This window comes from Mycobacterium sp. GA-2829 (genome assembly GCF_001499965.1).
In the GTDB taxonomy this organism is placed as follows: Bacteria; Actinomycetota; Actinomycetes; order Mycobacteriales; family Mycobacteriaceae; genus Mycobacterium.
The window spans coordinates 216,987-230,702 of the sequence record NZ_LQIT01000012.1; the positions used below are offsets into that span (position 1 = coordinate 216,987).

At 70.5% G+C, this 13,716-nt stretch carries 9 protein-coding genes; 7 read left to right on the forward strand and 2 right to left on the reverse strand.

The features are described 5' to 3' along the window. On the forward strand, positions 1–666 hold the full coding sequence (locus AU194_RS09505) for an ATP-binding cassette domain-containing protein (RefSeq protein WP_157575963.1): 666 nt from the start codon (positions 1–3) through the stop codon (positions 664–666). After that, the gene (locus AU194_RS09510) at positions 663–2,681 is read left to right on the forward strand and encodes a YhgE/Pip domain-containing protein (protein ID WP_231743247.1); all 2,019 of its coding nucleotides are present in this window, start codon (positions 663–665) and stop codon (positions 2,679–2,681) included. Before AU194_RS09505 ends, AU194_RS09510 begins: the two co-directional genes overlap by 4 nt. 3 nt (positions 2,682–2,684) lie before the next feature. On the opposite strand, the gene AU194_RS09515 is transcribed toward AU194_RS09510, so the two are convergent. Together AU194_RS09515 and AU194_RS09520 are read right to left on the reverse strand one after the other, a co-directional pair. Next, entirely contained in the window at positions 2,685–3,101 is a 417-nt protein-coding gene (locus AU194_RS09515) for a hypothetical protein (RefSeq protein ID WP_082698552.1), read from the reverse strand. A 36-nt stretch (positions 3,102–3,137) separates the two neighbouring features. Continuing rightward, complete coding sequence (locus AU194_RS09520) at positions 3,138–4,154, reverse strand: TerC family protein (RefSeq protein WP_059088966.1); 1,017 nt, start codon at positions 4,152–4,154, stop codon at positions 3,138–3,140. Between the two features lie 276 nt (positions 4,155–4,430). Between AU194_RS09520 and AU194_RS09525 the strand changes: the two genes are divergently transcribed. From AU194_RS09525 to AU194_RS09545, 5 genes are read left to right on the forward strand one after another with little or no spacing between them, the layout of a single operon-like run. After that, a complete protein-coding gene (locus tag AU194_RS09525) occupies positions 4,431–8,366 on the forward strand; it encodes a Pls/PosA family non-ribosomal peptide synthetase (RefSeq protein WP_059088967.1) in 3,936 nt (1,311 codons plus the stop codon). Next, entirely contained in the window at positions 8,363–9,691 is a 1,329-nt protein-coding gene (locus AU194_RS09530; protein ID WP_059088968.1) for a M1 family metallopeptidase, read from the forward strand. The genes AU194_RS09525 and AU194_RS09530 overlap by 4 nt, the downstream gene beginning before the upstream one ends. Further along, positions 9,688–10,932: a hypothetical protein gene (locus AU194_RS09535; protein WP_059088969.1), complete on the forward strand. Its 1,245-nt coding sequence runs from the start codon at positions 9,688–9,690 to the stop codon at positions 10,930–10,932. Before AU194_RS09530 ends, AU194_RS09535 begins: the two co-directional genes overlap by 4 nt. 8 nt (positions 10,933–10,940) lie before the next feature. Then, entirely contained in the window at positions 10,941–11,933 is a 993-nt protein-coding gene (gene galE, locus AU194_RS09540) for a UDP-glucose 4-epimerase GalE (protein WP_059088970.1), read from the forward strand. After that, positions 11,930–13,684, forward strand: a complete 1,755-nt coding sequence (locus AU194_RS09545; protein ID WP_059089077.1) for a hypothetical protein — start codon at positions 11,930–11,932, stop codon at positions 13,682–13,684. The genes galE and AU194_RS09545 overlap by 4 nt, the downstream gene beginning before the upstream one ends. Positions 13,685–13,716: the final 32 nt, after the last annotated feature.

Here is a 13,716-nt window from a genome sequence, read left to right on the forward strand (position 1 = left end):
ATGCCGGAGGCAGCCGAACTTGCGGTGGTGGCCCGCGACCTCGCGGTGTCCGGCCCGCAGGGGCCGGTCTACGGACCCGTCGACCTCGACGTCCACGCCGGCGGGGTGACGGTGCTGGTCGCCGCGGCGGGCACCGGGCGCACCGCACTGCTGATGACGCTGGCGGGCCGGATGCGCCAGGACCGCGGCACCCTGTCCGTCTTCGGCGCCACCGAACCACGCAAGATCTTCGCGACGGCCGCGATCGCGGGGGTCGACGAACTCGACACTCTCGCCGACGCGGTGACCGTACGCGACGCCGTGACCGAGCAGATGCGGTGGAACGCACCGTGGTACCGGAGAATCCGCCCGGCCGACACCGCCGACCTGCAGCGCATCTGCGCACCGGTGTTCGGTGAGCTGCCGCTGCCGCCGCTGGGCTCCACCGTCGAGGAGCTCAGCGAACTCGACCGGCTGCTGCTGCGAATCGCGCTGGCCGACACCGCGCGACCGCCGCTGCTGATCGTCGGCGGCCTCGACCTGCTGACCAGCGACCGCAACCGCGAACTGCTGCTGCAGCGGCTGATCGACCTGGGCGGTACGCGGACCGTCATCACCGCGACCGTCAACGGCGTCACCGCCGAGGCGGTGCGCGCGCAGATCATCCTCGACGAGGAAGGCGTATGAGCATGGCCGGACTGGCCGCATTCTCTCTGGGCACCGACGTCAAGCGGTATTTCCGCGGCACGCTGCCCCGCATCGCGCTGGTGACGATCGTGCTGATGCCGCTGCTGTACGGCGCGATGTACCTGTGGGCGTTCTGGAATCCGTTCGGTGAAGTGAACAAGCTGCCGGTGGCGCTGGTCAACGCCGACCGCGGCGCAGAAGCCTCGGGCCGCCACCTCAACGCGGGCGATCAGGTGGCCGGCGCGCTGCTGGCGTCCGGGCAACTCGACCTGCACCCGACCTCGGCCGAGGACGCCGCCAAGGGTGTCGAGGACGGCCGGTACTACTTCAGCATCACGATTCCGGCGGACTTCAGCGCCGCCGTCGCCTCCCCCGGCGGCGACCAACCGCGAAAAGCACAGCTGCAGTTCACCTACAACAACACCAACAACTACCTGTCCTCGATCATCGGCCAGAACGCCGCGCGCGAGGTGGCCAACCAGGTCGACGCCGCGATCGGCCAGCAGACCGTCGGTCAGGTGCTCGACGGGGTCGTCGATGCCGGTGCGGGTCTGCGGCGGGCGGCCGACGGTGCCGACCAGTTGCGTGACGGCCTGGTGGCTGCCGACGACGGTGCTCACCGGCTGGCATCGGGATCGGCTGAGCTGCAACGGGGTCTGGTGACCGCACGCGACGGGTCCGCGACGCTGGCGGCCGGGGCCGCCGAACTGTCCGACGGCATCGACACCGCGACCGATCCGCTGCTGACGGTGCTGGACCGTGTCGGTGAGCTCGAGCTGGACCCCGACGAGATCGGCGCGCTGGCAGCGGATGTGAGCGGCCTGGTGCGTTCGGCCAGCGACCGCATCGCCTCGCTGCACATCGATCAGGCGCAGGCCGCTGTCGTCGTCGACCAGGTGGTGGGGCTGTTGCGCGCCAACCCGGACCCGACGGTGCGCGCGCTCGGTGACACCCTGGCGGGTACCCAGCGGCTGCTGCGGGCGCAGAACGCCGACCCGACCACCGACCAGGGCCTGATCAGCCTGCGCGACAAGGCCACACAGCTGGAGGCCGAACTCGGTGACCCGAACAGCTCGCTGCGGGTGTTCCTGACCCGGGCGCTCACCGGCGGATTGCGCGGCGACGTCGAACGCCTGCGCGATGGCGCGGCCCAATTGAGCAGTGGCGCAAGCCGAATCAACGGCGGTCTGGTCGCGCTGGCCGACGGTGGCAGTCAGCTGTCCCAGGGTGCGGCCACGCTGGCCGACGGCACCACGCGGTTGCGCGACGGCAGTGAACAGCTGGCCACCGGTCTGCGTGACGGTGCGGCGCAGGTGCCGCAGTGGACGAACAAGCAGCGCACCGAGGTGGCGCAGACGCTGGCCCAGCCGGTCGCCATCGACCAGGTGACCGAGCACCCGGCGCCGACCTTCGGTACGGGTTTCGCCCCGTTCTTCCTCCCGCTGGCGTTGTTCATCGGCGCGCTGATCATCTGGATGTTGTTGACGCCGTTGCAGTCCCGGCCCATCGTGAACGGCCTCGGCGCGCTGCGCGTGGTGCTGGCCTCGTACTGGCCGGGCCTGCTCATCGCGTTCTGCCAGGTGGTCGTGATGTACGTGGTGGTGCATTTCGGGGTGGGGTTGAAGGCCGCCCACGCCCTCGGCACCGTCGCGTTCCTCATGCTCGTCGCGGGGACGTTCCTCGCGATGATCCAGGCGTTCAACGCGACGCTCGGGGTCGCGGTGGGCCGCGTGGTCACGCTGGCGTTCCTGATGTTCCAGCTGGTCTCCGCGGGCGGTATCTATCCGGTGGAGACGACACCGAAACCGTTCCAGGTGTTGCACGTGGTGGATCCGATGACCTACGCGGTCAACGGTCTACGACAGTTGACGGTCGGCGGGGTCGACGAACGGCTGTGGGTGGCCGTGCTGGTGCTGTCGGGCATCCTCGCGGCCTCGCTGGCCGCGAGTTCCTGGGCGGCGCGACGCAACCGGCAGTACACGCTGGACCGGCTCAAACCGCCGATCGAGGTGTGAGCGCTAGCTGGCCTTCGGCTGACCCCGCAGCGCCAGGCGGGCCAGCACGTCGCGGCCCAGCGCCCGCACATCCTGCCGCGGCCCCGCCGCGAGCAGGGTGACGCCGTCGGCGACGTCGGCCGACTCGATGTCGGCGATCAGCCCGGCCAACCCGTCGAGGGTGCCCGCGTAACGGACGGTGCCGTCGCCGGCGGCATCCGACAGGAAAGCCGCGCGCGCCGATCGGAAGTCGGGCCCCACTGCGACCGTGACATCGAGGATCACCGCGACGTCGTCCTCGGCCCTGGCGCGGATCCTGGCCCGGGCCCGGCGAGCCTGTTGCAGGTCGGGTGCGCTGAGCCGGACCGCATGCCGGTCACCGTCGGTCAGCTCGTCCCACTCGCCATCACGATTCGCCACGAATAGCCGCACGTAAGTCACGCTATGCCGGGGCGGGTGCGGTGTCGACCGTTGCGATCAGTGCGAGTCGAACGACCGCTTGTCGTCGTCCTCGCTGGCGGCCGTCGACTCGGTGCCGCGACCACGGGTCTTCATCAGGCTCAGCACCGTCGTGACGGCGAGCGTGACGATGATGACGCCCAGGCTCAGCAGCGTCGGGATCTCCGGCACCGACACGTGCTCACCGCCGTTGATGAACGGCAGTTCGTTTTCGTGCAGGGCGTGCAGGAACAGCTTCACGCCGATGAACAGCAGGATGAACGCCAGGCCCTGCGACAGGTACACCAGCCGCTTGAGCAGGCCACCGAGCAGGAAGAACAGCTGCCGCAGCCCCATCAGCGCGAACACGTTGGCGGTGAACACCAGATACGGTTCCTGCGTCAGGCCGAAGATCGCCGGGATCGAGTCCAGCGCGAAGATCAGGTCGGTGGTCCCCAGCGCGACGATCACGAGGAACATCGGCGTCATCAGTCGCTTGCCGTCCTGCTTGATCCACAGCTTCAGGCCGTCCCACTTGTCGGTCAGCGTGAGATGGTTGCGCGCGAACTTGACCACCGCGTTGTCGCCGTCGTCGTCGTGTTCGGAGTCGCGGGCCAGGTTCCACGCGGTGTACACGAGGAACAGTCCGAAGATGTAGAAGACCCACGAGAACTGGTTGATCGCGACCGCGCCCAACGCGATGAAGATGCCGCGGAAGATCAGGGCCAGGATGATGCCGACCATCAGCGCTTCCTGCTGGTACTTCTTCGGCACGTTGAAGCTGGCCATGATGATGATGAAGATGAACAGGTTGTCCACCGACAGGCTGTACTCGGTCAGCCAGCCTGCGAAGAACTCCAGGCCGTAGTCACCGCCGTGGAAGATCCACACCCAGACGCCGAACGCCACCGCCAGTGACACGTAGACCGACAGCGCGATCGAGCACTCCTTCATCGAGGGCTCGTGCGGGCGCCTGGCGATCGCCACCACGTCGAACAGCAGCACGGCCACTGTGACGGCGATGGTGATGCCCCACTCCAGGGCGGAAACGTTCACGCGATATACCTCCGGTCGTCGAACACGCCGGAGGTCTCTTCCGCCGACACACGACGTGTCGGCCCGCAGCACCGGTCGACCGTTGACGGACGACGTAGTGACGACACCGCGGCGAAGGAATACTCCCCTCCGGAGCCGATTGTGCCCGGCCATCCTCGACCGGGCCAATCGGGGTCCGATTTGGCCAATCCTCGGCTGGATACCCGCCTTGATCCAATTGTCACCACCCGGGCCGCGCCGTGGGGCTCTGACGGCCACACCGCTTAGTACTTTGGGATCGTGACAGCAGCGGTTCCCGGCGCCGGCCTCCCCCATCAGTACCTGCAGTCCACCTTCGCCGCGGCGCCACGCACCCTCGTCGACATCCTGTACGACACCGCCGCCCGGTTCCCCGATGCGCCCGCCCTCGACGACGGCGCCGTCCAACTCACCTACGCCGAACTGGTCGCCGACATCGAGGACAGCGTCGAGTGGCTGGCCGCCCGCGGGATCGGCCGCGGCGATCGCATCGGCATCCGGATGCCGTCGGGCAGCTACGCGCTGTACGTCGCGATCCTGTCGGTCCTGGCCGCGGGCGCCGCGTACGTACCCGTCGACGCCGACGATCCCGACGAACGCGCCCACCTCGTGTTCACCGAGGCCAACGTCGTCGCCGTCATCACCGAACGCGGTCTGGTGCGCGGGCCCGGTTCGTCGCGCGGATGGCGCGCGGTCGCCCCGCTCAGCCGCGACGACGCATGGATCATCTTCACCTCCGGCTCCACCGGCGTCCCGAAGGGCGTCGCGGTCACCCATCGCAGTGCCGCCGCGTTCGTCGACGCCGAGGCCAAACTGTTTCTCGCCGACAACCCGCTGGGCCCCGGCGACCGGGTGCTCGCCGGGTTGTCGGTGGCGTTCGACGCGTCCTGCGAGGAGATGTGGCTGGCGTGGCGGCACGGCGCCTGCCTGGTCCCGGCACCGCGGTCGCTGGTGCGCAGCGGGATGGATCTGGGCCCGTGGCTGGTGTCGCGGGACATCACGGTCGTCTCGACGGTGCCGACGCTGGCCGCGCTGTGGCCGGCCGAGGCGCTCGAGGCGGTGCGGCTGCTGATCTTCGGCGGCGAGGCCTGCCCGCCGGAACTCGCCGAGCGCCTCGCGGTCGACGGGCGCGAGGTGTGGAACACCTACGGCCCGACCGAGGCCACCGTGGTGGCGTGCGCGGCCCGGCTGGACGGGCGCGGCCCGGTCAGCATCGGGTTGCCGCTGCCCGGCTGGGATCTGGCGGTGGTCGACAAGGACGGGCTCCCGGTCGCCGACGGCGAGGTCGGCGAATTGGTCATCGGCGGGGTCGGGCTGGCCCGCTACCTCGATCCGGAGAAGGATGCCGAGAAGTACGCCCCCATGCCGACGCTGGGCTGGGACCGCGCCTACCGCAGCGGCGACCTGGTGCGGTTGGCCCCGGAGGGGCTGTACTTCATCGGCCGCGCCGACGACCAGGTCAAGGTCGGTGGCCGGCGCATCGAGCTGGGAGAGGTGGACTCGGCGCTGGTGCACCTGCCCGGGGTGAGCGGCGGCGCCGCCGCGGTCCGCCGCACTGCCAGCGGCACCCCGCTGTTGGTCGGCTACATCGCGAGCGCCGACCCCGCGTTCGACCTCAACGCCGCACGCGCGGCACTGACCGAGGCGCTGCCCGCGGCGCTGGTGCCGCGGCTGGTGCTGGTCGACGCGCTGCCCACCCGCACGTCGGGCAAGGTCGACCGTGACGCGCTGCCCTGGCCGGTCGCGGGCGCCGAGGAGGAGGCGCCCGCGCTGAGCGGGACGATGGGCTGGCTGGCGGAGCTGTGGCGTGACGTGCTGGCCGCCCCGGTCGACGGACCCGAGGCGGACTTCTTCGCCTGCGGCGGCGGCAGCCTGTCGGCGGCGCAACTGGTGGTGGCGCTGCGGCGGCGGTATCCGATGGTCACGGTCGCCGACCTGTACGACCATCCGCGGCTGGGTTCCCTGGCCGGCTACCTCGACGAACTGGATCCGCCGTCGGAGGTGATCCCCCGCGAGGTGGCGCCGACGCCGCGGTGGACGCAGGCCGCGCAGCTGGCGTTGTCACTGCCGTTGGCGACGCTGACCGCACTGCAGTGGGTGGTGTGGCTCGCGCTGCTCAACAACGTCGCCGCCGAGTTCTCGCTGCTCTCATGGGCGGTCCCGCTGAACTGGTGGGTGGTGCTGGCCGGGTTCATGCTGTTCGTGTCGCCGGTCGGCCGGATGGGCATCGCGGTGCTGTTCGCGCGCATGCTGCTGGGCAACCTGCAACCGGGCACCTACCGGCGGGGCGGGGCCGTTCACCTGCGGGTGTGGCTAGCCGAGCGGCTCGCCGCGGCCAGCGGCGCGGAGAACCTCGCCGGCGCGCCGTGGATGGTGTATTACGCACGCGCGCTTGGCAATTCGGTGGGCCGCGAGGTCGACCTGCACTCGCTGCCGCCGGTCACCGGCATGCTCAAGATCGGGCACCGCTGCTCGGTGGAACCCGAGGTGGACCTCGCCGGCCACTGGATCGACGGCGATCAGTTCCACGTCGGGCACATCACGATCGGCAACGACGCGACGATCGGCGCGCGCAGCACCCTGCTACCAGGTGCGGTGGTGGGCAAGAACGCCGACATCGCACCCGGCTCAGCGGTGCTGGGCAAGGTCAAGAACGGTCAGTACTGGACCGGATCCCCCGCGGCGAAATCCGGGAAGGCGCGCCATCCGTGGCCGGCTCAGCGGCCGCAGCGCGCACCGCTGTGGGTCGCGGCCTACGGGTTGACCTCGCTGCTGCTCGGGGGCATGCCGCTGGTGGCGTTGGCGGCCGGGCTGGCCGTGATCGGCTGGGGCGTCCGCAACACCACGTCGGTGCTCGACGCGGTGCTGCCCGCGCTGCTGTGGACGCCGGTCGCCACGATCGTCGCGGTGGTCGTCTACGCGGCGCTGACCGTGGCGGGGGTGCGGTTGCTGTCGCTGGGCCTCGCAGAGGGCTACCACCCGGTGCGCAGCCGGATCGGATGGCAGGTGTGGGCCACCGAACGCCTGCTCGACGCCGCCCGCACCTACCTGTTCCCGCTGTACGCGAGCCTGCTGACGCCGGGGTGGCTGCGGGTGCTCGGCGCGACCGTCGGCAGCGGCACCGAGATCTCGACGGCGCTGTTCACCCCGAAGTTCACCGTCGTCGAGGACGGCGCATTCCTCGCCGACGACACCATGGTCGCGTCCTACGAACTCGGCGGCGGCTGGATCCACGTCGCCAAGGCCACCATCGGCAGGCGGGCCTTCCTCGGCAACTCGGGGATCACCCAGCCCGGCCGCAAGGTCCCCGACGACGGTCTGGTCGCGGTCCTGTCGGCCACGCCGCGCAAGGCCAAGGCCGGATCGTCGTGGCTGGGCAGCCCGCCGGTTCGGTTGCGCCGCAACCCCACTGCCGCCGACGTGTTGCGCACCTTCCAGCCCACGCCGCGGTTGAAGGCAATGCGCGGCGCCGTGGAGACATGCCGGCTCATCCCGGTGATCGTGACGTTCGCGATCGGCGTCGGGGTGCTGCTGGGGTTGCAGGCGTTGATCGTCGAGCTGGGCTACCTGTGGACGGCGCTGCTCGGCGGGGTGGTCCTGCTGGTGGCCGGCGCCGTCGCGGGCACGGTCGCGGTGATCGCCAAACGTCTGGTCATCGGGCGCATCGCGGCGATCGAACATCCGCTGTGGTCGTCGTTCGTGTGGCGCAACGAGGTGTCGGACACGTTCGTCGAGACCGTCGCCGCACCGTGGTTCGCCCGCGCCGCGAGCGGCACCCCGGTGATGAACCTCTGGCTGCGCGGCCTCGGCGCCACGATCGGCCGCGGCGTGTGGTGCGAGACGTACTGGTTGCCGGAGGCGGATCTGGTGACACTCGGTGCGGGCGCGACGGTCAACCGCGGCTGCGTCGTCCAGACCCACCTGTTCCACGACCGCATCATGCGGATGGACACCGTCGTCCTCGAGGACGGCGCCACCCTCGGCCCGCACTGCGTGGCGCTGCCCGCCGCCCGGGTGGGTGCGGGTGCGACGGTGGGGCCGGGTTCGCTGGTGATGCGCGGTGACGAGGTGCCCGCCTCGACCCGCTGGCAGGGCAACCCGATCGCGCCGTGGAACCCGTTGCGCAAGAAGCGCGGTGACGCGTCGGCGAAGAAGAGGAAAGCCGCACGCGCCACCGAGGGCTCCGCCGCGTGACCCGGGCCAAGAAGGCCAAGGGCGGCCCCGCCGTGATCGACCCCTACCTGCCCGAGACCGGCAACTTCGGCTACCGGGTGTCGCGCTACGAACTCGACCTCGAGTACAAGGTCGCGATCAACCGGCTGACGGGTTCGGCGTCGATCACCGCCGTCACCCTGGCCGCGCTGCGCACGTTCACCCTCGACCTGGCCGACACCTTGCGGGTGACGAAGGTGTCGGTCAACGGCCGCAGACCCGCGCGATACTCCGCCTCACACAACAAGTTACGCATCGAGTTGTCCTCCGCGCTGCCCGCGGGCGTGGCACTGGTCGTCGACGTCCGCTACGGCGGCACCCCCGAGCCCATCGAAACGCTGTGGGGTGACGTCGGATTCGAGGAGCTGACCAACGGAGCGCTGGTCGCCGGGCAACCCAACGGCGCGTCGTCGTGGTTCCCGTGCGACGACCACCCCGCCGCCAAGGCCAGCTACCGCATCCAGATCAGCACCGACAGCCCCTACCGCGCGATCGCCAACGGCGAGTTGGTGTCCCGCCGCGCGCGGGCGGGCCACACGGTGTGGACCTACGAACAGGCCGAACCGACCTCGACGTACCTGATCACGCTGCAGATCGGCATGTACGACATGCACAAGCTGGCCAAGACACCGGTGCCCATCCAGGCCGCGCTGCCCGCCCGGTTACGGCAGAACTTCGACCACGACTTCGGCCGCCAACCGCAGATGATGAAGCTGTTCGTCAAACTGTTCGGCCCCTATCCGCTCGCCAGCGGCTACACCGTCGTCGTCACCGACGACGACCTCGAGATCCCCCTCGAGGCGCAGGGCATCTCGATCTTCGGCGCCAATCACTGCAACGGCACCCGGCGCGCCGAACGGTTGATCGCCCACGAACTCGCACACCAGTGGTTCGGCAACTCGGTGACCGTGCGGCGCTGGCGCGACATCTGGCTGCACGAGGGTTTCGCCTGCTACGCGGAGTGGCTGTGGTCGGAGAACTCCGGCGGCCGCAGCGCCGACGAGTGGGCGAAGCACTATCACTCGCGCCTGGCCGATCAGCCGCAGGACCTCGTCCTCGCCGATCCCGGTCCGAAGGACATGTTCGACGACCGCGTGTACAAGCGGGGCGCGCTGACCCTGCACGTACTGCGCACCCGCATCGGCGACGAGAAGTTCTTCGCACTGCTGCAGGAGTGGACCGCGCGCCACCGGCACAGCACCGCGTTCACCGACGACTTCACCGGCCTGGCCGCCAACTACGCCGACGAGTCGCTGCGCCCGCTGTGGGACGCGTGGCTCTACGCCGAGGATCTGCCGGAGCTGTGACCGACGCGGCGCCGTCGACCGGCCCCGTCACGCGAAGCAGCGTGGCACGGGTCGGTGTGGCGACCGCGGTGACCGCGCTGTGCGGGTACGCGGTGCTCTACCTGGCCGCCCGCGACCTGGAACCGGCCGGCTTCTCGGTGTTCGGGGTGTTCTGGGGGGCGTTCGGTCTGGTCAGCGGCGCGGCGTTCGGGCTGCTGCAGGAGGCCACCCGCGAGGTCCGGGACGCCCGCGCCGAGAAGTCGCCGGAGGGTCCGCACACCCATCCCACGCGGGTCGGGGCGATGGTCGCCGTCGTCGCGGCCGTGCTGATCGCGGCCACCGCGCCGCTGTGGTCGAGCCGGGTGTTCGTCGAGCAGCAGTGGTTGTCGGTGGCGCTGCTCAGCGCCGGCCTGGCCGGGTTCTGCGTGCACGCGACGCTGCTGGGCATGCTGGCCGGGGTCGACCTGTGGTCCCAGTACGGGGCGCTGATGGTGGCCGACGCGGTGACGCGGGTCCTGGTGGCGCTCGCCGCGTTCGCGGTCGGCTGGGGACTCGGCGGCTACCTGTGGGCGACGGTCGGCGGTGCGCTGGCGTGGCTGCTGCTGCTCGTCTGCTCCCCCGCCACCCGCGCGGCTGCCCGGCTGCGCACGCCCGGCAGCACCACGACGTTCCTACGCGGGGCCGCGCACTCGATCGCCGCCGCCGGCGCCAGCGCCGTGCTGGTGATGGGTTTCCCGGTGCTGCTGCAGGCCACCTCCGAGGATCTGGGCGCCGCGGGCGGTGTGGTGATCCTGGCCGTGACGCTGACCCGGGCGCCGCTGCTGGTGCCGTTGACCGCCATGCAGGGCAACCTGATCGCCCACTTCGTCGATCAGCGCACCGCGCGGGTGCGCGCGCTGCTCGCGCCCGCCGCGCTGGTCGTCGGGCTCGGCGCGGTCGGGGTCGCCGCCGCGGGGCTGGTGGGACCGTGGCTGCTGCGGGCCGGGTTCGGCGAGCAGTACCGCGCCGACGGGGCGCTGCTGGCGTGGTTGACCGCGGCGGCGGTGGCGATCGCGCTGCTGACGCTGACCGGGGCGGCGACCGTCGCGGCGGCCATGCACCGCACCTATGCGACCGGGTGGGTCAGCGCGACGGCGGCCGCCGTGCTGCTGTTGCTGCTGCCGCTGGACCTGGAGACCAGGACGGTGGTCGCGTTGCTGTGCGGCCCGCTGGTCGGGATCACCGTGCATCTGATCGCGCTATCCTGGCCGGGTTTGCGGTAGGAGGCGACATGACCTGGCTGGTGACGGGCGGGGCCGGTTACATCGGCTCGCACGTGGTGCGCGCGCTGCTCGACGCAGAGATGCCCGTGGTGGTCATCGACGACCTGTCGACCGGCTTCGAGGAGTTCGTGCCCGACGGAGTGCCGTTCGTGCGGGGCACTCTGCTCGACGAGGCCCTGGTGCTCGACACGCTGCGCGACCACAGGGTCACCGGGGTCATCCACATCGCCGGCTACAAGTACGCCGGGGTGTCGGTGTCGCGGCCGCTGCACACCTACGAGCAGAACGTCACGGCGATGGTCGCGCTGCTGCGCGCGATGGGCGACGCCGGCGTCGACAAGGTGGTGTTCTCCTCGAGCGCGGCGACGTTCGGCACCCCCGACGTCGACCTCGTCGACGAGCAGACCGCCACGCGGCCCGAGTCTCCGTACGGGGAGACCAAGCTGATCGGCGAATGGCTGCTGCGCGACGTCGCCCGCGCGACCGGGCTGCGGCACACCAGCCTGCGGTACTTCAACGTGGTGGGGTCGGGATCGGAGACGCTGTACGACGCCAGCCCGCACAACCTGTTCCCGTTGGTGTTCGAGATGCTGCACGACGGCCGCGTCCCCCGCATCAACGGCGACGACTACCCCACCCCCGACGGCACCTGCGTGCGCGACTACATCCACGTCACCGATCTGGCCCTGGCGCACGTCGCCGCGGCGCGGCGGCTGGCCGACGGGCAACCCGTCGAACCGGTGTACAACCTGGGCAGCGGCGACGGTACGTCCGTGCGGGAGATCATGACCGCGATCCGGGAGGTCACCGGTATCGAGTTCGAGCCGGAGATCATGCCGCGCCGTCCCGGTGACCCGGCCCGCATCGTCGCCTCAGGCGAGCTGGCCCGGCGCGACCTGGATTGGCAGATGCGGCATTCCGTGCAGGACATGGTCGCCTCGGCGTGGCGGGCCAGCCTGGTGGCGCGGGCGGCGGCGCCGGGTGCGGAGTGGGCCGGCTGAACCGGGTCAGCGCCGCCGCCGTCGGGCTGATCGCGGTGCACCTGGCCGTGCGCGCGGTGCTGGCGTTCGGCGGCTACTTCTACTGGGACGACCTGATCCTCATCGGTCGGGCCGGGACGCAGGGGCTGCTGTCGCCGTCGTTCCTGTTCGACGACCACGACGGCCACGTGATGCCCGCGGCGTTCCTGGTGTCGGGCGCGATCACCCGGGCCGCGCCGTGGTCGTGGGCGCTGCCCGCGCTGAGTCTGGTGGTGTTGCAGCTGTTGGCGTCGCTGGCGTTGTTGCGGGCGCTGCACGTCATCCTGGGGTGGCGTCCGGTGTTGTTGCTGCCGTTGACGTTTGCGATGTTCACCCCGTTGGCGGTGCCGGGCTTCGCGTGGTGGGCCGCAGCATTGAACTCGCTGCCGATGCTGGCGGCGCTGGCATGGGTGTGCGCCGACGCGATCCTGTTGGTGCGCACCGGGAGACAGCGCTACGCGGTGACGGCCGTTGCGGTGTACGTCGGCGGGTTGCTGTTCTTCGAGAAGGCGGCGGTGATCCCGTTCGTCGCGTTCGCGGTCGCGGCACTGCTGGCCTACGTCACGGGGACATCCTCGGCTTTGGTTGCGGTGTGGCGGCGCGGTTTTCGGCTGTGGGTCGCGGCGTTGGCGGTCACGGCCGCGTGGATCGGGGTGTACCTGCTCGTCGTCGACCAGAAGCGGTGGAGCTTCGATCTCGCGATGACGTGGGATCTACTGGCCCGGTCGTTCACGCATGGCATCGTGCCGGGGTTGGTTGGCGGGCCGTGGGATTGGCAGCGGTGGGCGCCGGCCTCCCCCTGGGCCACACCGCATCTGGCGGTGATGGTGCTGGGGTGGGTGGCGTTGGCCGCCGTAATCGCGGTGTCGTTCGCGCGGAAGCGGCGGATCGGACCGGTGTGGGCGGTGGCGGTCGGATATGCGGTGGCCTGCCAGGTGCCGATCTACCTGATGCGCTCATCGCGGTTCACCGCACTCGAGTTGGCGCAGACGCTGCGGTATCTGCCGGATCTGGTGGTGGTGCTGGCGCTGCTGATGGCGGTCGGCTTCTGCGCGCCGAATCGGGAGGGTGTGCGGTGGCTGGACGCCTCGCGGGCGCGGGCCGCGGTGGTGGCCGGGCTGACCGTGGTGTTCGTGGCGAGCAGCCTGTATTCGACGGTGACGTTCTCCCGCATCTGGCGCGACAGTCCGGTGCCGGAGTATCTCGCCAACGCGCGGGCGGGTCTGGCCACGGTGGCCGAGCCGATGCTGGACCAGGAGGTCGATCCGCTGATCATGCAGCGGGTGGCGGCGCCGGAGAACCTGGCCAGCCATATGTTCGCGTTGTTCGATGAGCGGCCGGAGTTCGCGGAGAGCACGACGTCGCTGCGGATGCTGGACCGGTCCGGGCATGTGGTCGATGCGTTGGTGACGTGGGTGCGGGCGATCCGGCCGGGGCCCGAACCGAACTGCGGGTATCTGGTGCAGCCGGACTTCCCGGTGCGGATGGAGTTGGACGGGCCGCTGCTGCCCGCGGACTGGACGGCGGAGATCAACTACCTGGCGAACAGCGACGGGTCGCTGATGATGGCGCTGTCGGAGGGTCCGGAGGTCAAGGTGCCGGTGCGGCCGGGCCTGAACCGGGTTTTCGTGCGGTTGCCGGGCGCCGGGGACGCAATCAATGTCAGCGCGAGCACCGCCGCGCTGTCGGTGTGCATATCGCCCGGTCCCGTCGGATTCGTGGCACCGAGGTAGTACGGGGTACGGGATACTGGGCAAATGACGTT

What these genes read in the sequence shown, in the direction of transcription:
- AU194_RS09505 (WP_157575963.1), top strand. Translation starts at nt 1, where the DNA reads ATGCCGGAGGCAGCCGAACTTGCGGTGGTGGCCCGCGACCTCGCGGTG.
- AU194_RS09510 (WP_231743247.1), top strand. Translation starts at nt 663, where the DNA reads ATGAGCATGGCCGGACTGGCCGCATTCTCTCTGGGCACCGACGTCAAG.
- galE (WP_059088970.1), top strand. Translation starts at nt 10,941, where the DNA reads ATGACCTGGCTGGTGACGGGCGGGGCCGGTTACATCGGCTCGCACGTG.